At 42.7% G+C, this 22,208-nt stretch carries 23 protein-coding genes and 2 pseudogenes; 18 read left to right on the top strand and 7 right to left on the bottom strand.

The window, feature by feature from the left end; translation table 11 throughout:
- Window positions 1-49: 49 nt before the first annotated feature.
- From V7K55_RS09660 to V7K55_RS09650, 3 genes and pseudogenes are all read left to right on the top strand, one after another.
- Window positions 50-425 (top strand): annotated as a pseudogene (locus tag V7K55_RS09660) (transposase); the annotation flags it as partial.
- A gap of 261 nt (window positions 426-686) precedes the next feature.
- Complete coding sequence (locus V7K55_RS09655; protein WP_334830573.1) at window positions 687-869, top strand: hypothetical protein; 183 nt, start codon at window positions 687-689, stop codon at window positions 867-869.
- A gap of 82 nt (window positions 870-951) precedes the next feature.
- Entirely contained in the window at window positions 952-1,497 is a 546-nt protein-coding gene (locus V7K55_RS09650; protein ID WP_334830571.1) for a shikimate kinase, read from the top strand.
- 11 nt (window positions 1,498-1,508) lie between these two features.
- Here V7K55_RS09650 and V7K55_RS09645 read toward each other — a convergent pair whose 3' ends face one another.
- Window positions 1,509-2,111, bottom strand: coding sequence for a Uma2 family endonuclease (locus V7K55_RS09645; protein WP_334830569.1), 603 nt, complete (start codon window positions 2,109-2,111; stop codon window positions 1,509-1,511).
- A gap of 175 nt (window positions 2,112-2,286) precedes the next feature.
- On the opposite strand from V7K55_RS09645, the gene argB reads away from it, so the two are divergent.
- A complete protein-coding gene (argB, locus tag V7K55_RS09640; protein ID WP_334830603.1) occupies window positions 2,287-3,183 on the top strand; it encodes an acetylglutamate kinase in 897 nt (298 codons plus the stop codon).
- 48 nt (window positions 3,184-3,231) lie between these two features.
- Here the strand turns inward: argB and V7K55_RS09635 are convergent, their stop codons facing one another.
- A complete protein-coding gene (locus V7K55_RS09635; protein WP_334830567.1) occupies window positions 3,232-3,654 on the bottom strand; it encodes a hypothetical protein in 423 nt (140 codons plus the stop codon).
- Window positions 3,655-3,824: 170 nt separating this feature from the next.
- On the opposite strand from V7K55_RS09635, the gene V7K55_RS09630 reads away from it, so the two are divergent.
- The 3 genes from V7K55_RS09630 to tatA all read left to right on the top strand — a co-directional run bounded on the left by V7K55_RS09630 (window position 3,825) and on the right by tatA (window position 6,206).
- On the top strand, window positions 3,825-4,367 hold the full coding sequence (locus tag V7K55_RS09630; RefSeq protein ID WP_334830565.1) for a hypothetical protein: 543 nt from the start codon (window positions 3,825-3,827) through the stop codon (window positions 4,365-4,367).
- 26 nt (window positions 4,368-4,393) lie between these two features.
- Window positions 4,394-5,281, top strand: a complete 888-nt coding sequence (locus tag V7K55_RS09625; protein ID WP_334830563.1) for a DUF3153 domain-containing protein — start codon at window positions 4,394-4,396, stop codon at window positions 5,279-5,281.
- A gap of 754 nt (window positions 5,282-6,035) precedes the next feature.
- Entirely contained in the window at window positions 6,036-6,206 is a 171-nt protein-coding gene (tatA, locus tag V7K55_RS09620) for a twin-arginine translocase TatA/TatE family subunit (RefSeq protein ID WP_334830601.1), read from the top strand.
- Window positions 6,207-6,266: 60 nt separating this feature from the next.
- Here the strand turns inward: tatA and cphA are convergent, their stop codons facing one another.
- Together cphA and V7K55_RS09610 are read right to left on the bottom strand one after the other, a co-directional pair.
- Entirely contained in the window at window positions 6,267-8,972 is a 2,706-nt protein-coding gene (cphA, locus tag V7K55_RS09615) for a cyanophycin synthetase (RefSeq protein ID WP_334830561.1), read from the bottom strand.
- Between the two features lie 406 nt (window positions 8,973-9,378).
- Window positions 9,379-10,242, bottom strand: a complete 864-nt coding sequence (locus V7K55_RS09610; RefSeq protein WP_334830559.1) for a cyanophycinase — start codon at window positions 10,240-10,242, stop codon at window positions 9,379-9,381.
- 538 nt (window positions 10,243-10,780) lie between these two features.
- Between V7K55_RS09610 and trmD the strand changes: the two genes are divergently transcribed.
- The 6 genes from trmD to argH all read left to right on the top strand — a co-directional run bounded on the left by trmD (window position 10,781) and on the right by argH (window position 16,484).
- Complete coding sequence (trmD, locus tag V7K55_RS09605; RefSeq protein WP_334830557.1) at window positions 10,781-11,479, top strand: tRNA (guanosine(37)-N1)-methyltransferase TrmD; 699 nt, start codon at window positions 10,781-10,783, stop codon at window positions 11,477-11,479.
- Between the two features lie 20 nt (window positions 11,480-11,499).
- A complete protein-coding gene (gene ispF, locus V7K55_RS09600; RefSeq protein WP_334830555.1) occupies window positions 11,500-11,985 on the top strand; it encodes a 2-C-methyl-D-erythritol 2,4-cyclodiphosphate synthase in 486 nt (161 codons plus the stop codon).
- 63 nt (window positions 11,986-12,048) lie between these two features.
- The gene (locus V7K55_RS09595; RefSeq protein WP_334830553.1) at window positions 12,049-13,842 is read left to right on the top strand and encodes an ABC transporter substrate-binding protein; all 1,794 of its coding nucleotides are present in this window, start codon (window positions 12,049-12,051) and stop codon (window positions 13,840-13,842) included.
- Between the two features lie 79 nt (window positions 13,843-13,921).
- Window positions 13,922-14,710, top strand: coding sequence for a nickel pincer cofactor biosynthesis protein LarB (larB, locus tag V7K55_RS09590; RefSeq protein WP_334830551.1), 789 nt, complete (start codon window positions 13,922-13,924; stop codon window positions 14,708-14,710).
- A 106-nt stretch (window positions 14,711-14,816) separates the two neighbouring features.
- Complete coding sequence (locus V7K55_RS09585) at window positions 14,817-15,023, top strand: hypothetical protein (protein ID WP_334830549.1); 207 nt, start codon at window positions 14,817-14,819, stop codon at window positions 15,021-15,023.
- Window positions 15,024-15,098: 75 nt separating this feature from the next.
- Window positions 15,099-16,484 carry an argininosuccinate lyase gene (gene argH / locus V7K55_RS09580; protein ID WP_334830547.1) on the top strand — a complete coding sequence of 462 codons (1,386 nt, stop codon included), beginning with the start codon at window positions 15,099-15,101 and terminating at the stop codon, window positions 16,482-16,484.
- Between the two features lie 144 nt (window positions 16,485-16,628).
- Here the strand turns inward: argH and V7K55_RS09575 are convergent, their stop codons facing one another.
- Both V7K55_RS09575 and V7K55_RS09570 read right to left on the bottom strand, forming a co-directional pair.
- Complete coding sequence (locus V7K55_RS09575; RefSeq protein ID WP_012412073.1) at window positions 16,629-16,796, bottom strand: hypothetical protein; 168 nt, start codon at window positions 16,794-16,796, stop codon at window positions 16,629-16,631.
- A 261-nt stretch (window positions 16,797-17,057) separates the two neighbouring features.
- Entirely contained in the window at window positions 17,058-17,483 is a 426-nt protein-coding gene (locus V7K55_RS09570) for a PEP-CTERM sorting domain-containing protein (protein WP_334830545.1), read from the bottom strand.
- Between the two features lie 37 nt (window positions 17,484-17,520).
- On the opposite strand from V7K55_RS09570, the gene V7K55_RS09565 reads away from it, so the two are divergent.
- From V7K55_RS09565 to V7K55_RS09555, 3 genes are all read left to right on the top strand, one after another.
- Entirely contained in the window at window positions 17,521-17,643 is a 123-nt protein-coding gene (locus V7K55_RS09565) for a hypothetical protein (RefSeq protein ID WP_334830543.1), read from the top strand.
- Between the two features lie 330 nt (window positions 17,644-17,973).
- Window positions 17,974-18,468, top strand: a complete 495-nt coding sequence (locus V7K55_RS09560) for an NUDIX hydrolase (RefSeq protein ID WP_334830541.1) — start codon at window positions 17,974-17,976, stop codon at window positions 18,466-18,468.
- A gap of 26 nt (window positions 18,469-18,494) precedes the next feature.
- On the top strand, window positions 18,495-19,313 hold the full coding sequence (locus V7K55_RS09555; RefSeq protein WP_334830539.1) for an alpha/beta fold hydrolase: 819 nt from the start codon (window positions 18,495-18,497) through the stop codon (window positions 19,311-19,313).
- A gap of 79 nt (window positions 19,314-19,392) precedes the next feature.
- Here V7K55_RS09555 and V7K55_RS09550 read toward each other — a convergent pair whose 3' ends face one another.
- On the bottom strand, window positions 19,393-20,208 hold the full coding sequence (locus V7K55_RS09550) for a pantothenate kinase (RefSeq protein WP_334830537.1): 816 nt from the start codon (window positions 20,206-20,208) through the stop codon (window positions 19,393-19,395).
- A 109-nt stretch (window positions 20,209-20,317) separates the two neighbouring features.
- On the opposite strand from V7K55_RS09550, the gene V7K55_RS09545 reads away from it, so the two are divergent.
- Both V7K55_RS09545 and V7K55_RS09540 read left to right on the top strand, forming a co-directional pair.
- Window positions 20,318-22,042: a diflavin flavoprotein gene (locus tag V7K55_RS09545; RefSeq protein WP_334830535.1), complete on the top strand. Its 1,725-nt coding sequence runs from the start codon at window positions 20,318-20,320 to the stop codon at window positions 22,040-22,042.
- Window positions 22,026-22,208: pseudogene (locus V7K55_RS09540) on the top strand (hypothetical protein); the annotation flags it as partial. The gene V7K55_RS09545 and the pseudogene V7K55_RS09540, both read left to right, overlap by 17 nt.

Below are 22,208 nucleotides of genomic sequence, written 5' to 3'. Positions count from 1 at the left end.
CAAAATTTGGTGCTGCTTATTTGGGAAACAGCCTAGATTTAATGACATATTTGGACATGATCATGATTATAAATTTGGTTCAAAGATGATGTCTAGTCTACCAACTAATGCTGTATGGGTAATGGATAGAGGCTTTGCGGGATTAAAATTCATCCAAGAATTGGTACAAGAGAACAAATATTTTGTCTTGCGGATAAAAAATAATTGGAAACTAGAATTTAAGGAATCAACTGGGCTGGCTAAAGTTGGTGCATCTGATGATGCTCAAGCTTATAGAGTAATTAATTTTTGTGATTTAGAAACGAAAACCGAGTAACGCTAAAGTGACTAATTTACCCGCGTCGGGAGATGCTGCTGTTAGTGACGATGAACTTAGGGATATTTATCGATTACGTTGGGGAGTTGAACTCTTGTGGAACCATATCTTTAACTGGAAATTTTGCATAGTTTTTAATGATAACGATAATTATCCTCATAATGAGAATTGCTGGTATGAATCCGCTTTTATTTCTGAATTAATTTAGCTATCAAAGGCAAGAGGCAACGGAAACAAGGCTCTTTTTGTTGTACTGAGTTTTTTGAAAAATCAAATATTAGTTTAATATTGCTTGAGTTATTTTAAATACATTAACAGCAGTAGTTAATTGATCTTAAATAGAAGATGAATTTGTAGAAACTAAAAATAATTGAAAGTTAGAAAAGTTACAGGTAAATTTGATATCCATAAAGGAAAAACTTTAACCATTGTTGAAAATAAATTTATCGGAGGTTTCTTTTGTGGTTATATTCCTGCGGAAATTACTAATGTTATTGTTCAAACTTGCAGACAATCAAGTGCATTAGCGCAGCCCAACCCAGGTATTGCTTGAATACGCACGGATGAGTAGTTGAGTTTATAATTGGAAACTGTGACTCAAAACTCAGAACTAATTAATTGGAGCAAAGCAACTGGTGAGCAGCTTATTACAAGGAGTCAACCTGTACTTAATTGGCATGATGGGCGTTGGTAAGACTACAGTAGGGCGCTTACTCGCAAAGCATCTGGGTTATGGGTTTGTGGATACCGATGATGTCATTACTCAAGCAACAGGTAAATCTATCAATCAGTTATTTGCAGAAGTTGGTGAAGCAGAGTTTCGCCAGGTAGAAAGTGACGTGCTTTCACAAGTTTGTGCTTTTACAAAGTTGACGATCGCAACCGGTGGGGGAATTGTATTACGGCGAGAAAATTGGGGTTACTTGCACCACGGTTTGATAGTGTGGCTAGATGTGCCAGTTGAACTACTTTACAGCCGTTTAGCTGAGGATACCACCAGACCGCTCTTGCAAGATACTGACCTTAAGGGTAAATTGCGATCGCTCCTCGAACAACGAACACCACTTTACTCTCAAGCCGATTTGCACATCACCGTGCAAGAGGGAGAAACACCTGAAGACATTGCCAACAGAATAATCGAGGTAATTCCTAGCGTTCTCAGACCACAAGTCTCTCATTAGGAACACTCAAATTACCAAATTTTGGTCATCCGTAGGATAAACCCCGGTAATTCTGGATTACCACTAACTGCTTCGGGATTTTCCAAAATCTCAACTTCTCGATTAGGACGGTAAATGTAGACTTTTCGATTCTGCCGATCTATTAACCAGCCTAGTGATGTACCGTTATCGATGTACTCCTGCATTTTATCTTGTAATTTGATCAGGCGATCGCTTAAAGAGCGTAACTCAATCACAAAGCTAGGACAAATTGGCGCAAATGAGGCTTTTTGTGAATCTGTTAAAGCATTCCAGCGCTCCAGTTCAATCCAAGAAGCATCAGGGGAACGCATCGCTCCATTAGGTAGCGTAAACCCTGTACTGGAATCAAAGCCTATGCCAGTGCCATCTTGTTCAGTCCAATACCCAAACTGTGCAGCAATGTTAAAGTTACGGTTGCCCGTATCTGAAAAAGCTGGTGGCATAATGATGACTTCCCCATTGGCAGTACGCTCGATTCGTAAATCTCCATTGGCTTGACAAAATTCGTAGAACTGCTCATTTGTCATTTGCACAAGCGAGGGGAAATTTACCGTTAGGGGTGTGCTTTCAGTTTGAATTAGCAGCGTGGTCATTTTCATTCCCTAGCTTCAGCCGAATGATTTCAATTTTAGAGGCTTGAAGGAGCGATCGCTTGCTTATTCTGTCAGGCAAGTGGGAATAGTTAATTTGTAGAGTGAGAGATTGTTACAGGTTACAAAGTCTTCTACACTGACTGAAATAGCTTTTAACTCTCAACGGCGGCTCCTCATGACGGTCAACGATTCTGAATACATCAGGCAAACTGAAGCTACTCGTGTACGTGTATTAAGCGAAGCACTACCTTATATTCAACAATTCGCCGGTCGCACTGTTGTTGTTAAATATGGTGGCGCAGCGATGAAAGATAGCACACTCAAAGACAAAGTGATCCGCGACATTGTATTCTTATCCTGCGTGGGCTTGCGGCCAATTGTAGTCCACGGCGGTGGCCCAGAAATTAACAGTTGGTTAGATAAGCTGGGAATCGAACCACAATTTAAGAATGGTCTGCGAGTCACTGATGCTGCCACAATGGATGTGGTGGAAATGGTTTTAGTTGGTCGAGTTAACAAAGAAATTGTCGCCCTAATTAACCAAGCTGGTGGATTGGCTGTCGGACTTTGCGGTAAAGACGGTAATCTATTTACAGCCCGTCCCCAAGGTCAAGAAGGCATCGGTTTTGTGGGGGAGGTCAGCAATGTTAACATCAAGATTCTGGACACCCTTGCTAGCAATGGCTATATTCCAGTAGTGTCTAGCGTTGCCGCAGACGAAACAGGGCAAGCTTATAATATTAACGCTGATACCGTAGCTGGAGAAATCGCTGCTGCACTAGGAGCAGAAAAGTTAATTTTACTGACCGACACTAGTGGAATTTTAAAAGATTACAAAGACCAATCTACTTTGATTCCAAAAGTAGATATTCGCGAAGCCCGCGAGTTGATTACTAATGGTATAGTCAGCGGTGGGATGATTCCTAAAGTGAGTTGTTGTGTGCGATCGCTTGCTCAAGGAGTCCGTGCAGCACATATAATTGATGGTCGCATTCCTCACGCCCTGTTACTAGAAATCTTTACTGATGTTGGGATTGGAACGATGATTCTCGGTTCGCAGTTCACATCATAGAAGTTAAGAGTGAGGATTTTTCCGTTTTCCTGCTCCACACTCCCGACTCTACCAAGGATAGTTAATAATAACCCGCGAAGGTGGGGAGCAACTTGTCGTCAGACATCGCCTGCTGTTAAATGGTGTACGATGCCATGAATTATTGATAATCACCGGATTAACTAGAGTTGAGTCCCTAATTGCTGGATTAATCGGCGGGGAATTTCTCACATTCTGCCTGATCCGGGGATAGGAATAATTAGGGTAATTAGTGCGTTGTGGTATTAGTCCCGTTGTTGGGTCTACAGGCATAGGTGTAGGAATCGGACTACCATAGATAAAGGAACCGACAGCAGGTAATCGCCTAACTCCATAAGCACCATCAATCACGATCGCCCTCTGGGCAGAGGCTGGAGCAATGCTTACGCCCATGACTGCTAAAGTCATCCCTGCTAGGAGCCAATTCAGTTGCGAATACTTGATTTTCAACATAATTTTGCTCACCTAAATTTGATACCGGAATTTTCAATCAGAAAATAGTTGCAGCTACATAGTTAAAATTTTAGAAGTTTATCCAATTTCAGATTGTCAGTCTTTGAAAAGATTCCAAAAAGATTGCTGGTGTTGGCAAAATTAAAACAGTGCTAATTTTTGTATAAGACGTGAGTGCAGAAAGTTTAGAAATTGCTAAAACCTTCTACCAGACGGGGAAAATTGCCTTTGAAAATGGGCGATACCGTGAAGCCGTAGAAAATTTAGAAAAGGCCAGCGCCCTTTTAGCTCGTAATTCTCGCTTTGGGGGTGAAGTAGAAATTTCTTTGGTGACAGCTTATGAAGCGGCTGGACGCACGGATGATGCGATCGCTCTTTGCGAAAGACTCAAACGCCATCCATATCTTGAAACCAGCAAACAAGCGCGACAGATGCTTTACATCTTAAAAGCACCAAAGCTGAAAAGACCCAGTGAATGGATGATCCAAATCCCCGATTTGGGCAAACTACCTGATAATGAACTCAAAATTTCTGTACCTGCTAAACCGACTAAATCTTTTGTGCAGCAGAAGCCTAAACCTACGGAGCCAGAATTTGTTGACCTCAGTCAGGTCAATACCAGAGATAATCGCTTTATCTGGGTGGCGCTAATTGCCATTGGTTTAACCATCTCATACTTGGTTTGGTTGAATTTTTCAGGAACCCCTGGCTGATACCATGTTGACTTTTGGGAAAATTTATGGTTTCAACTTCTTCAATTTTCGGAAAGATTTTCTTGTGGTTCATCAGACCATTTAGTTTTGTATTCACGCTGAATGGTCGAAATCGGATAAAGCGCGTCTTTCCCAGGCGAAATCCTATTCTGTGGCTAGTGCTGTTAACATCACTGTTACTGACTGGGTGTGTTAAGTACGATGTGGGGCTGAACTTTGATAATTCAAATAGTGGCGAACTAGTACAGCATATTAAGTTGGGAGAACGGCTAACCAGTTTTAGTGGCGATTCTGTATCCGAATGGTTAAACAGTATAGAACGCCGCGCCCGTCAATTAGAAGGTAAAACGCAGCGAGTTTCCCAAGAAGAAATCATCGTTACAATTCCTTTTAGTAGTGGTACGGAATTGCAAGAGAAGTTCAACGAATTTTTTAACGCCCGCGCAAATCAAACTTCTGAGTCTGTGCAGAGCAAATCTGACTCAGAACTGCCGAAAATTGAATCAAACGTCCTTTTGGAACAGAATTATTTTTTACTTTTAGTCCGAAATCGATTGATTTATGATTTGGATTTGCGATCGCTGTCTCTAATTGCCAGCAAAGGTAATGTTCTGACTAATGCTGGTTCAATTCTCGACTTGGAATTTAGCTTGAAGACTCCCTGGGGAGCCAAAAATATTCAACTAACTGAAACAGCCATTGAACCAGAAAAAAATGGCAATCAACTGCTGTGGAAACTCCAGCCTGGTCAACTCAACCACATAGAAGCAGTTTTCTGGCTTCCCAGTCCTCTTGGTATTGGTGCGTTGTTAATTATCCTATTTGTCTGGGGAGGATTGTACTTGAGATACAATTTCATGCCAGATCCCAGAATTCAGTTTCCTCCCAAAGCAGCAGCTATCCAAGAGCAGTAGACTATTCATCTGTTTAATATTGCTAGTGAAGCCGATGGAGAATACATCGGCTTTTTTAGATTAACTTTGGGTCACAATAATTAATCGACATAAATCTGCTTACGCAGCAATTCTCATTATGAGAATAGTTATCAATAGATTGAGAGCGAAACTAACGGATGAAACATGGTAAACGTTGAGAATTCTGCTGAATGATGAATTTAAAATAGGGCTGGCTATTTAAAACAAATTTTCAGACACAACGCTATACCGTGTAATACACGGAATTGTGAATATTAATTCCTTCTAACCATTCATAAAGTGTTTTATGAGATTTAGGCTGACACACCAGAATGAAATTTAGTTTTTCTTGTAAGAGTAATTCACATAACGGTTGATGACAATAAAGATCATCCCCTAAGATACTAATACCTTGACAGGCATACTGTTTGGCATATTTCTGAATCCAACGTTTTGCTGCCGCGTTCTCACAATCTTGCTTCTGATATCCATTGATAGTATTTGTTTTTACCTATTCGTTTATCAGGAAAATCTTTTAAAATTGACCGAAAATAAAGCACTATTTCGTCGAAAATTCCTGGCTGATTCAAAAAATCCCCTACCCTTACGAATTAAAGAGATACAAAAACGATATCTAAAACTGGAAATTCTGCATAGTTTTTAATGATAACGATAATTATCCTCATAATGAGAATTGCTGGATTTGAGCTATCAATGTTTATATTTAATTACAGATGCGTTAGAGGAAATTTATATGTTTGGACTAGGATGGCCAGAAATCGCTGTAATTACCATAGTCGCTATTCTAATTTTTGGCCCGAAAAAAATTCCCGAGCTGGGTACTGCACTAGGCAAAACCCTACGAGGTTTTAAGGAGGAGATGAAAACCCCCAGTGATGAAACGAATCCAGAACAAGAAAAATAATAGTCAAGAGTCAAGGGTCAAAAACTTTTAAATGCTGAATTTTAGACTCTTGACTTTTCACTACAGTAGTGTTTTGACTACAGAAGAAGGTGCGATCCCATTTTGGGAATCGATCGCAGTTGTGCCAGTATTTTGTTGATGTATTTCTTCCTTAGCTAAACCACGCAGCTTAATTAACTTAATAGCCCTAGTAACGCTTTCTGGTAGAATAACCACCAGGCTGTTATCAGGAGCCATATCTAAGCCTTTATTGATCGCTTGGGTTTCATCCAAAATTGATTCATAGCGGCTATCAGGCTTCACCTGGGTGATGCCTTGAATAATCAACTGGGCGGCTGAACCCCGTAAACGTCCCCGTGTGTCATCATCTTCTTTGATGATGATGTAATCAAAGATTTGTGCTGCTAACTTGCCCAAAGTCACAAAGTCTTCGTCGCGGCGATCGCCCGGGCCACCAATTACGCCAATCCGTTGTCCTGTAGTCCAGTTCCGCACAAAGGAACCTACAGCTTCGTAACTGGCTGCGTTGTGGGCATAATCTACTAAAGCGTGGTAGTTGCCTAAATTAAATAAATTCATTCGTCCCGGCGTTTGACTAACTGAAGCCCGAAAGGTCTTCAAACCAGCCCGAATCTGCTCAATTGTGACATTTTGCACGAATGCTGCCAAACTTGCTGCTAAAGCGTTGGCAATCATAAACGGCGCACGTCCGCCCATTGTTAAAGGTATATTTTCTGCTCTTTCTATCCGGTGTGTCCAATCACCTTTAACAATTGACAAATAGCCACTTTCATATACTGCGGCGACTCCACCCTTTTGGATATGCTTTCGCACCAATTCTGAGTCGGGGTTCATGGTGAAGTAAGCAATATTAGCCTTGGTTTTTTCTGACATGGCAGCGACGCGGCGATCGTCGGCGTTAAGTACCGCATAGCCATCAGGGAATACGGCTTCCGCTACTACACTTTTGAGGTTAGCTAACTGGTCAATGGTCTCTATATCGCCTATTCCTAAGTGATCTGCGGCTACATTCAAAACCACTCCGACATTTGCGGCTTCAAAGCCCAATCCAGAGCGGAGAATACCACCGCGAGCCGTTTCTAGTACCGCTACTTCTACTGTGGGATCTTGGAGGATGACGTGGGCACTTTGGGGGCCTGTGTTGTCGCCAGCTTCCACTAAGTAATCACCGATATATGTTCCATCGGTAGTAGTATATCCAACTACTTTACCAGTCTGTTTATAAATATGTGCTAGTAGTCGGGTAGTAGTGGTTTTCCCGTTAGTACCAGTAATGCTGAGGATGGGAATTTGGTTAGATTGCTCGTTGGGAAACAGCATATCCATCACCGCACCGGCGACGTTGCGGGGAATACCCACGCTTGGAGCAACGTGCATCCGAAAGCCAGGAGCAGCGTTAACTTCGACAATCACACCATCAACTTCCCGCAGAGGACGGCCAATATCCGTGGTGACAATATCGAGTCCGGCGATATCCAAACCGATAATCTTGACTACCCGTTGTGCTAACCACAGATTTTCTGGGTGAATTTCATCAGTACGGTCTACGGCGCTACCACCTGTACTTAAGTTGGCTGTTGCCCTGAGATAACAAAGGGTTCCTTTGGGTGGCACACTGTTGAGGGTATAACCTTGCCTTTCTAAAAGTTGGTAGCTGGTGCGGTCTAGTTCAATCTTGGTCAGGACGTTATCATGTCCTTCACCACGATTTGGATCGAGGTTTGTTTCCTCAATCAGTTCGGAGATGGTGGATCTGCCATTGCCAATGACGTGAGCCGGGACACGTTCAGCTACTGCGACTACTTTGCCATTTACTACCAGCACCCTGTGGTCGCGCCCCAGGTAATATCTTTCGACGATAATTGACCGGGAAACCTGTCTAGCAGCTTCATATCCGGCTTCCGCTTCTTCCCAAGTTCTGATGTCAATGGTGATCCCGCGTCCATGATTGCCATCCACTGGCTTGAGGACAATGGGATAGCCGCCAACGTATTCAATAGCTTGTTCTAAATCGTCTAAGAAGTTGATTACCGTACCTCTGGGTACTGGCGCACCAGCAGCAGCGAGGATGCGTTTCGTGGCTTCTTTGTCGCAAGCTAGTTCTACGCCTAGAATGCTGGTGTTGTCAGTCATTGTGGCTTGCATCCGCTTCTGATTCACGCCGTAGCCTAGCTGAATCAAAAAGCGGGCTTCCAGAGACATCCAGGGAATACCTCTTTTTTCTGCTTCTTTGATAATTGCTTCAGTGGAAGGGCCTAATGAAGCATCACGGGTGAAGTCCTTCAGGTCTTGGATATCTTGCTCTAGCTCTGCCTTGGGATAACGGCCTCGATCGACGATACTCTGGCACAACCGCACTGCGGCTCGTCCAGCATACCGTCCCGCTTCCTCATTCTGGTACTCGATTACTACTTGATAAATTCCGGGTGTGGCAGTTTCGCGGGTGCGACCAAAGCCAACATGCATACCAGCTAATTCCTGGAGTTCTAGGGCTACGTGTTCTACGATGTGGCCGATCATAGTGCCTTCTTTGACTCGCATCAGAAAACCACCACGACAGCCAGGCGAACAATAATGACCCTCCAGACTCGGCAGCGCCTCAACTAGTCCTTCATAAAAGCCAGGGATTTCATTCGAGGGCGACTCGGCAAGGGTTTCTAAATCGAGGCGCATGACGATCAGCTTGTGGCGTCGAATGCTCCAATAGTTTGGGCCGCGTAAGGTCTGGATCTTGAGGATTCTCATGGGAATAGGTAGATGGAGATTCGGAACCAAAATTCTAGTTTCTTACTGAAATTGACCGCTAAACTGTTCGTTGCAAACAGTTTTTTCTTTTTACATAGTATTCTCATCATTTTTCTACAACAAGAAATAAATGTGCGGTCAACCGATTTTAGATTTATGATTTTGGATTAAAAGAGACAATTAGGGTACTTAGCTCTGGTAATTTTAGATTTACGATCGCCTAGCGTCAACAAGTCAGACGCTCCTACGTCACTAACGCTTCGCTATCGAAGGTTTTTTAGATTTGTTTCGCCCACTTTCTGGCAGCATCTGCCGAAAAGCTCTTCTTATTCTAAAATCCAAAATCCAAAATCCAAAATCTAAAATTTGTGGTCAACGTCAGTGTAACCTCAGATACTCCATCCCGTCAGCTGGATATCCGGTGTACGGCAGGCAATACAGTGCGCTGGTACAGGTGGAAGCGATCGCCGTAGCTGAGGACATGGAGACGTAAATTATGCATGGTTAATGGTTCATTAGCACCAACATAGGGTTCGTTAGTGTGGGTAGCTTCAGTGGGATCGACAATGGTGACACTGCCTTTACCCATAACTTGTAACCAACCATCCCGTTCAAACACTGCACAAGTATCTTCGTCAATGCCAATGCCTAAGCGATCGGGGTGAGCGGCGATCGCACTTATCAGCCGCCCCATCCGATTCCGGTTGTGAAAATGTTGGTCAACGATGACTTCAGGAATAAATCCTAAACCCGTTGCCATATCGACTAGGGAACGATTTGGCGACTCTCCACTCCCGCCACCAGCAATCATGTGATGCCCCATTACTGCTGCTCCGGCACTGGTGCCTGCTAACGTCAGTTGCCCTGCCCTCACCCTCTGCCGAATAATTTCCATTGCTGGAGTATCTGCCAATACGCCACAGAGACGCAGCTGATCTCCTCCTGTCAAAAACACCCCACTACAGGCTTCTAAGGATGCTTTGATTTGAGAGGCTTCACACTGTTCGCGTTCGCGGATGTCTAAAATTTCTACCTTTTGGGCACCCATTTCTTCAAAAATGCGAATGTACCGACCACCGATAATGGCGGGTTCGCGAGAGGCAGATGGAATAATTGTAATATAAGCCTTACTAGCACCAGCACGTCCAAAAAAAGTTCGTAGGATTTCGCGCCCATGAACTTTATCTTCTGCGCCTCCGATAACCAGAACGGCGGTTTTAGTTGCTTGGGGTGTCCTCATTTCTAGCGATTTAGCTTGTAATTGCGGCATTTTGTTTCTCCTGTCAACAACTTCAGGTGAATTTAACAAGGTTTAGAAGCCTGGTAATTTTTGCGTTTTACAACTTTCGAGAGGACACTTTTTGGAAGTTTTTAAACTGGGCAGCCACTCTCGAAATTCTCGCTTAACGCTCACGTTGCCTCAGTTTAAACGTGTTTGTTCCCATTCCTCAAAGCCAGGGCCTTGTTTTTCACCTGTCCACTTGCAGCAGGGCAAAATAGTCTTTTTGGGGCTAGATTCCCCTTCTGGGGCTGGAGGCGAGCAGTTAAGACTACGCTTGTTTCTGAGGCTGGCTCGATGCATCCTGGAAGTTGTTAACTTGATATGATTATTAATTTAAATGTACTTGTGACAACATTTAAACATAAATTAAGTAATTAGAAAAACTTTTGATCCCATCTAAAATCCAAGAGTCCTGGTAGTTTTAGATACTATTGATAAAGTTTAACTGGAGTTTGACTCGACCTTGGCTTGGCGGTGTTTGCTAGACATCCAAATTTAAGATTAGTGTCCTCGAATACGAATAACTGTGCGCTTTGATATAGTTACACTTTTTCCTGACTGTTTTAACTCTGTTCTCAATTCTGGGTTACTGGGTAAAGCCTTAGCCAAACAGATTGCCGAAGTGCATCTGGTTAATCCACGGGACTTTACCACTGATAAGCACCGCAAGGTGGATGATGAACCCTACGGTGGCGGTGTGGGGATGCTAATGAAACCAGAACCGATTTTTACGGCTGTAGAGTCGCTGCCAACTCTTCCCCGAAGAGAAGTAATTTTGATGAGTCCACAGGGTCAAACAATTAATCAACCTCTTTTAAAAGAATTGGTGACAAATTATGACCAGTTAGTAGTTATTTGCGGGCATTACGAAGGAGTGGATGAGAGGGTGCTGCATTTGGTAACTCGGGAAGTATCTTTGGGTGATTTTATTCTGACTGGCGGGGAAATTCCAGCAATGGCTTTGATTAATGGTGTAGTGCGACTAATACCAGGAACCGTGGGCAAAACTGCATCCCTGATAGCAGAAAGTTTTGAGGAAGGGTTATTGGATTATCCCCAATATACTCGTCCTGCCAATTTTCGCGGTTTGAAAGTGCCTGATGTCTTGCTCAGTGGGAATCATTCAGCGATCGCCAAGTGGCGTTACGAGCAACAAATTCAAAAAACCCGCGATCGCCGCCCCGATCTCTTAGAGGAATGGGAGCAGGGGAGCAGGGGAGAATAATAATTCCTAACTAATGACAAATGACTAAAATTCGTATTGGTAATGGCTACGATATTCATCAACTGGTGAGCGATCGCGCTTTGATTTTAGGTGGAATTAAAATTCCCCATGAACTGGGTCTATTAGGCCATAGTGATGCTGATGTGTTAACGCACGCGATTATGGATGCCATGCTTGGGGCATTATCTTTGGGGGATATTGGTCATTATTTTCCGCCGAGCGATCCTAAATGGGCGGGGGCAGATAGTTTAGTACTATTAACTCAAGTACATCAACTGATTCGAGATCAAGGTTGGGAAGTAGGAAATATTGATTCGGTAGTAGTGGCAGAACGTCCAAAATTAAAGCCGCATATTCACAATATGCGCGACAAATTAGCGGCGGTTTTAGAATTAGAACCAAATCAAATTGGCATCAAAGCTACTACTAACGAAAAATTAGGCCCTGTTGGACGTGAAGAAGGTATATGTGCTTATGCTGTTGTCTTGCTAGTGGCTTCAGAATGACTTTTGTTTTAGCCTCTGATAAAGATATTCAAAACTGATTAGGATGGAAATAAATCTGAGAATATGAAAATTTTTAGCAAAATATTATTGGCAATTAAACGTTTTTGGTTGCCAATAATTCTAACTTCAGCAACAGCACTTACACTTACCGCCTGTAACCCCTCTAACTTCAAAATTGCAGCCGCTCAAGTTCCGCAAGTTGTCACCGCAGTTTTGAGCGAACCCTCAACTTTTAACTATGCTCTAAATGAGTCAGCATATAGCGTTTTTGGATTTATCTATGACTCATTAATTAATGAAAATCCTATAACCACAAAATTAGAGCCTGGTTTAGCAGAATCTTGGGAAGTTTCTGATGATGGTCAACGGATTGTAATCACCCTCCGAGAAGGAATTAAGTGGTCAGATGGAAAGCCAATGACTACTGATGATATTGTCTTTACTTATAACGAAATCTACCTGAATCCTAAAATTCCCACTTCTACCAAAGATGCTCTAAAAATTGGTGATAAGGGCACTTTACCGAAGGTGAAAAAAATCGATGCTCGTCGGGTTGAATTTAGCATATTGGAACCTTTTGCTCCTTTTTTAAGATATGTAGCTGGCATACCAATTATGCCAGCCCACGCTCTACAGGAAGCAGTTCGCACAATTGGTTCTGATGGAAATTCTAAGTTTCTTTCAACATGGGGAACAGGCACTGACCCTAAACAAATTGTTGGCAATGGGCCTTATGTTATGGAAAGTTATGTTTCCAGTCAGCGAGTTATATTTAAGCGTAATCCATATTACTGGCGTAAAGATGCTCAAGGTAATCCTCAGCCTTATATTGAGCGTATTGTTTGGCAAATTATTGAATCTACTGAAAACCAGTTGATTAATTTTCGCTCTAAACAGTTGGATGATTTAGAAGTTCCTCCTGAAGGTTTTAGTTTGCTGAAGCGAGAGGAAAAAAGGGCAAAATTTAAAATTTATAACGGCGGGCCAGATACAAGTACGAGTTTTATTGCTTTTAATCTTAGTAAAGCTAAGAACTCTCAGGGTAAACCTTTCGTAGACCCAATTAAATCTAGCTGGTTTAATAAAAAGGAATTTAGGCAGGCTATCGCTTATGCACTTGACCGAGAAACGATGAAAACAAATGCTTATCGAGGATTGGGTGAACTACAAAATTCATTTGTTTACGTCAAGAGTCCCTACTTCCTTCCTCCAGAAAAAGGGTTAAAAGTATATAATTACGAACCAGAGAAATCGAAGAAATTACTGTTACAAGCTGGGTTCAAATATAATGCCCAAAATCAGCTTATAGATGCTGATAGCAACCGAGTCAGGTTTACAATTTTAACGAATTCGGAAAGAAAAGTTAGAGGAGATATGGCCTCTCAAATCAGACGGGATCTCGCTAATATTGGGATTCAAGTAGATTTGCAAATTCTCAGCTTCAATTCTTATTTAGAAAAACTTAAAGTTACGCAGAATTGGGATTGTTACCTGGGAGGATTTGCTGGAGGTGGTATTGAACCCCAGGGCGCTAGCAATATCTGGAGGATTGCTGGTGCATCCCACGCATTTAATTTGGGGCCACAACCGGGAGATCCACCTATAACTGGCTGGGAAGTTTCCGATTGGGAAAAGCAAATTGACAGCCTTTATATTAAAGGCGCACAGGTATTAGATGAAAATAAGCGCAAGGAAATTTATTACGAATATCAGCGCATCGCCTCAGAACAGTTGCCGTTTATTCATTTAGTGGAGAGGTTGAATCTGCAAGCAGTGCGCGATCGCTTCCAAGGAATTCAATATACTGCTCTTGGTGGGCCATTCTGGAATCTCTACGAACTAAAAGTAACTGATTAGGAATTGGGAATGGGGAATGGGGAATGGGGCATTGGTTATTCACAAATGACAAATGACAAATGACAAAGGATAAAAACCAATGACCGATGAAAAAACTTTGCGATCGCTACTCGTTGCGGTTGCTAATGGTAAAGTTACGCCAGATACGGCATTAGACTCGCTCAAAGACTTAACTTATGAATCTGTGGGTGAGTTTGCCAAAATTGACCACCATCGCCAGCTAAGAACTGGTTTCCCAGAGGTAATTTGGGGCCCTGGTAAAACTCCCGACCAAATTGCTCAAATTATGGAGGTGATGCGCCTCCGCAACCCGGTAGTGATGGCAACTCGCATCGAACCAGCAGTTTATACCGCACTGCAATCAAAAGTTAGCGGTTTGCGATATTACGAATCGGCGCGAATTTGTGCGATCGCTCCCCCTACCATCGAACCACAATTCCAGGGTGAAATTGCCATTCTTTCTGCTGGTACTGCCGATTTACCCGTTGCTGAAGAAGCTGCTGTCACTGCTGAACTTTCTGGTTTTCGGGTACAGCGCCTCTGGGATGTTGGTGTTGCGGGGATTCACCGTTTGCTGAGTAATCGCCACCTGATTGAGTCAGCATCGGTGTTAATTGTCGTGGCGGGGATGGAAGGTGCTTTACCCAGCGTTGTTGCGGGTTTAGCAAGTTGTCCGGTGATTGCTGTACCCACCAGCATCGGTTATGGCGCAAGTTTTGGCGGATTAGCACCTTTGTTGACAATGCTCAACTCTTGTGCTGCGGGAGTAGGCGTAGTAAATATCGATAATGGTTTTGGCGCAGCAGTACTGGCGGGGCAAATTTTGCGAACTGCCGAGAAATTGCGGTTGGCATCGGCTGAATCTTGAGTTAAGACATTAAAGTTATACCCAAGATTTCAGGATATTATCAGTAATTCTTCTGAAAAATAAATTGATCCTGAAATTTGCCACCCCAACCTCTTAATCACCAAATATGAGCCATTACAGCGATTTTATATCTCAGTTATATTGGCACTTGCCTGTAAATTTGACGGCATTAGCACAAACAATTACCGATCCAAACGTTATGGGTCAAATGCAAAAAGCTTGGAGCCACTTTATACAGACAGGTCAAGTGTGGGCATTGTTGATTGGTGTAATCATTGGCTATATGGTTCGGAATTTAACTAGCTACGGTTAAAGTAATTTTAGATTTTGGATTTTAGATTGATGATTAATCTAAAATCCAAAATTAATGCCCACTCCCTTGATATTTATGACTAAAGAACAAACTTGGAGCCAGAGGTTTGAATCAGCGTTGCATCCAGCGATCGCTCGTTTTAATGCCAGTATAGGTTTTGATATTGAATTAATAGAATACGATCTGACTGGTTCTCAAGCCCATGCCAAAATGCTAGCTCACACGGGCATTATCTCCTCAGAGGAAGGTGAGCAACTGGTTGCAGGTTTAGAAGAAATTCGCCAAGAGTACCACCAGGGTAAATTTCAGCCTGGTGTCGATGCTGAAGATGTACATTTTGCAGTTGAAAAACGACTGACAGAAATTGTCGGCGATGTGGGTAAAAAATTGCATACAGCGCGATCGCGTAATGACCAAGTTGGTACTGATACTAGACTCTACCTCCGCGACCAAATCCAGCAAATCAAAAACGAATTGCGAGAATTCCAAGGTGTTTTATTAGATATAGCGGAAAAACACGTTGAAACCCTAATTCCTGGCTATACACACCTACAACGCGCCCAACCAGTGAGTTTAGCTCATCACCTCTTGGCATACTTTCAAATGGCCCAACGCGACTGGGAACGCTTAGGAGATGTTTCTCGCCGCGTCAATATCTCACCTTTGGGATGTGGTGCTTTAGCGGGAACTACTTTCCCCATAGATCGCCACTACACAGCCAAACTATTAGATTTTGACGATATTTATGCTAACAGCCTCGATGGAGTGAGCGATCGCGATTTTGCGATCGAATTCTTGTGTGCTGCTAGCTTGATTATGGTTCACCTCAGCCGCCTTGCAGAAGAAGTCATTCTTTGGTCATCGGAAGAATTCCGCTTTGTCACCCTCAAAGATAGCTGTGCCACAGGTTCCAGTATCATGCCCCAAAAGAAAAACCCCGATGTACCAGAATTGGTACGGGGGAAAACGGGGCGTGTATTTGGTCATCTCCAGGCGATGTTAGTAATTATGAAAGGGCTACCCTTGGCATATAACAAAGACCTGCAAGAAGACAAAGAAGGTCTATTTGATAGCGTTAAGACAGTCAAAGCCTCTCTAGAAGCAATGACAATTTTGCTCAGGGAGGGTTTAGAATTTCGTACCCAGCGTTTAGCAGAAGCCGTAACCGAAGATTTTTCTAACGCTACCGATGTAGCAGATTATCTTGCAGCCCGGGGCGTTCCTTTCCGAGAAGCTTACAACCTTGTGGGTAAGGTGGTAAAAACTAGTATTGCCGCAGGTAAACTCTTAAAAGATTTGAAATTGGAAGAGTGGCAACAACTACATCCGGCATTTACAGCAGATATTTATGAGGCGATATCCCCTCGTCAAGTAGTCGCAGCCCGCAACAGTTACGGTGGTACTGGCTTTGTACAGGTTAGCAAAGCACTCATCGCCGCCCGCGCTCAAATAGATCGATAGGGGGAATGGGGAATGGGGCATGGAGAGAATGAGAATAACCCAATGCCCAATTCCCAATTCCCAATTCCCAAAAATAAATAAAGGCGTACAAATGTACGCCCTAAAAGATAAATAATCTAAATAAAAAGGATTTAAGCAATCAGCTTAGTCAGTATCAGCTGCTGTTGCTGCGCCTTCTTCTTCTTCACTCTTCGGTGGTCTTTGTTGGAACCTTCTCTGCATTCTTCCTGTCGTAGTTCGTTTACGAAACTTTCTAGCATACGCCTGGTTACGTAGCGCCTTTTCTTTTTTCGGGTTACGGCGCTTGGCCATGTTCACCTCTATTAATAAACAACAAAAAAGTAGTAACTAGGCATCACGTAGGCAATATTAGCTACCAATTTTATTGATATACTTGTAGCCTAGTGCAGCAATCAATACACTTTAAACAGTGTACTAGTCTACCGCATTTTACCTTACTGTGTCAATAAAAATTTTCAAACAACCTCTAAGAGGACTTTTTAAACACCCTTTCAGTTAATTTTGGATAGCTTAAAGAGTAGCGAGGGCAAATAAGCTAGGGATAGAGGTGTGTTAAGGGGTGATTATGGTTGCAGAAAAACTAATAGGTAACTCACTATCTTCCGTCCCCAAATTTTCAGAACCTGGTGTCAGTGGTGGCGCAGAAAAAACTTCTAAATAACTTGGTGTTGGTAAGAAACTAGCGAAAAGCGGACTTGAATAGTTTCCCCCGGATGTAGAATACCCAAAACCATCACGCGTTAACTGCTGAGTATTAAGACTAATTAAATTGTCAACATCAAAAGGTTCGTTTCCTGGGATTGGAGTCTCTACAGGTTGCAGACCAGTAATTGTTTCACCATTTCGTGTACCAGTAATTTCCAAAATCTGATAAAAACCCAAATCGTTAGGAGTGTTATCAGTGGTAAAAGTACCAATTGCCTCTATACCAGTACCAGAATAATTCCACTTCCAAGTTAAAGCAGAGGCCGCTTCCATTGTACCGAAAACCAATCCACATGTGATGGTGAGGACTATGGCAGATAGTAGAGCTAGATTTTTCATAGAGGTTGTTTGGGCGATCGCAGTTTTTGTAAAGGATTTTCGGATATTAAACTTAATTATCAAGAATTTGGTGGCAATCTTAAGTGCGGCTTAATTACCTCTTCAGAATTCAGAATTTAGACTTACTTATTCAGATTAATTTTTGAAAGTTTCCTGAAAAAATATTAATGATAGCTAGTTGTAGCAAGGCTAATGTTATATTTATAAACTGAAAAGTTTTTTATTTAACAAATATCATGTATATATGAATACAGTGCTTCTATTGAAACTTGATGTTAAGATTAATAATATTCTACGTAAATCGTCAGAATAAAATCTCAAACCACAAACATTTTTGTATAAAACAAAACTCAACGAAAATTTTATGAGTTGAGTTGATGTAAGTGGTAGAGAAATATAGAATACAACATATAAATTTTGAAGATTGAACGTTATTGCTTTTTTTCCGGCAGCAGTGCAGTCCACACGTAGCTTATGGCGTATTGGACAAACAGTATTGGGTATTATATTTCGTCATCCCATTACTGGCACTAGTATCATCCCAATTTTACCCGATGGTCGAATAGTACTGATCCGACGGCGTGATGATGGTCTTTGGGCATTGCCTGGAGGCATAGTGGATTGGGGAGAAGATATTCCCAACACAGTCCGCCGGGAATTGCTGGAGGAAACCGGGCTAGAATTGCTGAAAATAAACCGTTTGGTAGGAGTTTACTCCGCACCAGACCGCGATCCCAGAATCCACTCAATTTGTATTGTGGTTGAAGCCGAGGTACATGGGACAATGGAAATTCAGGATACTTTAGAAGTCATGGAAATCCAAGCTTTCTTTCCCAATTTGTTACCTTCAGGACAGATGTCTCATGACCATACTCGGCAGTTGCAAGACTACTTGAATGGCTTGACAACATTGGCATAATAATATTTTGTCAAATCTAAATTAAAATGGATACACTATTCCGTAACTCCCGGATAAAGCTCTCTCAAGGGCTAATATTTTGGCGTGAAGTCGGTGAAAAAACTCCTATAATTTTTTTACATGGTGCTTGGAATGAGAGCAGTCAATGGTTGTCTGTGATGGAGTCCCTTGCACAAGATTTTCATTGCTTCGCACCTGATTTGTTAGGGTTTGGTGAGTCGGAGAATCCAAATATCCATCATTCGATAGATTTACAAGTGGAGTGTTTGGCAGAATTTTTACAAGCTGTCAAGCTAGAAAAAGTATATTTAGTAGGGCATTCTCTTGGGGGTTGGATTGCTGCTAGCTATGCTTTAAAGTATCCAGAGAGAGTTGCTGGTTTGGTGCTGTTTGCACCAGAGGGTGTAGAGATAGCTGGACTTGAAGAGTATTGCCGAAAGATGCGGCGACTATTGAATTATCCACCACTAATAGTTAAATTGTTGCGATCGCTAATTCCCTTAACTAAAATGCTGGGTTGGCATGAAAAAATTGCCCAAGACTTGCAGTTACGTCAGGAATTGTTGCGTTACCCCATAGCTTGCAAGTTACTTTTCAAACGCCGACAAGTAGAAATTGATGCAGAATTAGTGCAAAAGCGGCTTTACATGATAGATGTGCCGGTTTTTATTCTACAAGGTGGCCAAGATGCACCAGATGCTTTAGCCAAGAGCCGGGTTTATACTCAACTGATGCCAAAAGTTGAATTGAAAATGATTTCCCATGCCGGAAACGACTTACCAGAATCTTGTGCTGGGGTTGTAGCGATTGAGATTCAGGAGTTTATTAAAGGGAATTGGGCATAGCTTATTTAGGGGTAAACTTCTCTTTTAATTTTATGCTATCTGAGCTTTGGCTTGTCTCTTGTCCGTAAAATTCGGATTCCTATTTTTTATTCTTCATTACTATCTCCCGCATTCCCCAAAAAATTAAATTTGGTTCCACAATTAAATGTGCTGCAATTTCAGGATACAAGGCTTGTATATGGTTTAATACTAAAGTGCGATCGCCCCCTTTAATCGCAATCTTCCCATTAGGAAATAATTGCAACCACGCGTCAATAAAATCTTTAATTCCAGCTATTAATGTGTAAATAACTCCACTTTGAATAGCTTCTTTAGTATTAAGAGCAAAACGCGGTGGTAGAGATACAAAATATCGCATTTCTACTAATGGTAATTGTCCTGTTTGTTGATCGAGAGTTGCAAATTGTAAGCCTAATCCCGGCAAAATTGCCCCTCCAACTAAACACTCATTAGCATCCGCAGCTGTAAAAGTTAGCGCTGTCCCAGCATCAATTACCAACATAGGAAAACCCCACATTTTCCCCGCACCCCACAAAGCTAAAGCGCGGTCAATTCCTAGTGTGGGATAAACACCTTTTAGTGGTACTTGGTCTAATGTAATAACATGAATATTTGGGTAAGTTTGCCAAATAGCAGTTTGACTGGGAACTACGGAGGCGACGAAAAGACGGCAAAGGGGCAGAGTGTTTGTGAAAAATTCACCTTGCGGAAAAATTTTCTCTAGTAAATCATTCAGGGTTTGACATTCAGCCAACTGTTGTACAACAGACTCACGGAGATAATCGGTATCCCAAGCCGAGTAAAGCATCTCGCCAACAAACAACGCCCAATGCAACCGAGAATTACCAATTTCCAACGCTAGCCAAATTTCCTCTTTGTGCCTCTGTGGTTTCACACTTTTAACTTTTTTAAGTCAGCCATAGATTTTTTAATAAAAATTAACATTCATCCCGTGTCACAATAAACCTAGAGGAACAAATACTCATTGTGTCAAGGAGGCAGTTATGGTAGCGCTCACCGAAAAAACTGAAAAACGGCTCACCATACAGACTGTAGAAATCGGTCAAGAGACGACGGCTATTCGCTCTTTGGACTGGGATCGCGATCGCTTCGATATTGAGTTTGGGTTGCAAAACGGTACTACTTATAACTCGTTTCTGATCCGTGGAGAGCAGACAGCCTTAGTTGATACCTCTCACGAAAAGTTTCGTCAACTATATTTTGATACGCTCACCGGACTAATCAAGCCAACAGATATTGATTATTTAATTATCAGCCATACCGAGCCAGACCATAGCGGTTTAGTTAAAGATTTGCTGCAAATAGCTCCAGAAATTACCGTTGTCGGTTCTAAAGTGGCGATTCAGTTTCTTGAGGCTTTCGTACATCAGCCATTCAAACGGCGGATTGTGAAAAATGGCGATCGCTTAGATTTGGGCAATGGTCATGAATTTGAATTTGTGATTGCCCCAAATTTACATTGGCCAGATACTATTTTCAGTTTCGACCACAAAACCAAAACTCTCTATACCTGCGATGCTTTTGGGTTGCACTATTGCTCAGATAGCACCTTTGATGAAGACTTAGCAGCGATCGAAGAAGACTTTCACTATTACTACGATTGCTTAATGGGGCCAAATGCCCGCTCAGTTTTGTCTGCCCTGAAGCGGATGGGAGAATTGAAAACCATCGATATGATTGCCACAGGACACGGCCCATTATTATCTCACAACGTTGAGGAACTAGTTGGACGTTACCGCACCTGGAGTCAAACCCAAACTAAACCAGAAACGGTGATTGGAATATTTTACGTTTCTGAATACGGATATAGCGATCGCCTCGCCCAAGCAATTGCCAACGGTATCGGTAAAACCGGTGTCGCCGTGGAAGTTGTCGATTTGGGATCGGAAGTCGATTTACAAGAACTGAGGGAACTAGTAAGCCGATGTGCTGGACTAATCGTTGGTCTACCTCCGGCTTCTGGGGCTGCGAGCATCCAATCTGGACTCAGCACAGTTTTAGGATCTGCCAAAGGAAAGCAAGCTATCGGCGTATTTGAAAGTGGCGGTGGCGATGATGAGCCGATAGATCCTTTGCTGAGTAAATTCCGTAATTTAGGTTTGACAACAGTTTTTCCAGCGATTCGGATTAAAGAAGCGCCTACAGAAAATACCTACAAGCTGTGTGAAGAAGCGGGTACAGACTTAGCTCAATGGGTAACACGCGATCGCAGCATCAAAGCGATGAAATCCCTTGGTGCTGACTTAGATAAAGCCCTTGGTAGACTCAGTGGTGGACTATATATCATCACTGCTAAAAAAGGCGATGTATCCAGTGCCATGCTAGCCTCGTGGGTGAATCAATCCAGCTTCAAACCCTTGGGATTTTCCATTGCAGTCGCCAAAGATCGGGCAATTGAATCACTCATGCAAGTAGGCGATCGCTTTGTTCTTAACATCTTAGAAGAAGGCAATTTCCAACCACTCATGAAGCACTTTCTGAAACGATTCGCCCCTGGTGCCGATCGCTTTCAAGGAGTGAGAACTCAGCCAGCCGAAAATGGTGCGCCTATCCTCAACGATGCCCTCGCATACATGGAGTGCGAAGTCGTCAGTAGAATGGATTGCGGCGATCATTGGGCAGTATATAGCACCGTCTACGCCGGACGAGTTTCTAAACCCGAAGCTTTAACTGCTGTGCATCACCGGAAAGTTGGAAATCACTATTAGGGATTGGGGACTGGGGACTGGGGACTGGGGACTGGGGACTGGGGACTGGGGACTGGGGACTGGGGACTGGAAACTGGGAACTGGGAACTGGGAACTGGGAACTGGGAACTGGGAACTGGGAACTGGGAACTGGGAACTGGGAACTGGGAACTGGGAACTGGGAACT

The sequence above is a fragment of the Nostoc sp. genome (assembly GCF_036919895.1).
GTDB lineage: Bacteria > Cyanobacteriota > Cyanobacteriia > Cyanobacteriales > Nostocaceae > Nostoc.
This window is presented reverse-complemented; position numbering and strand designations above follow the sequence as displayed.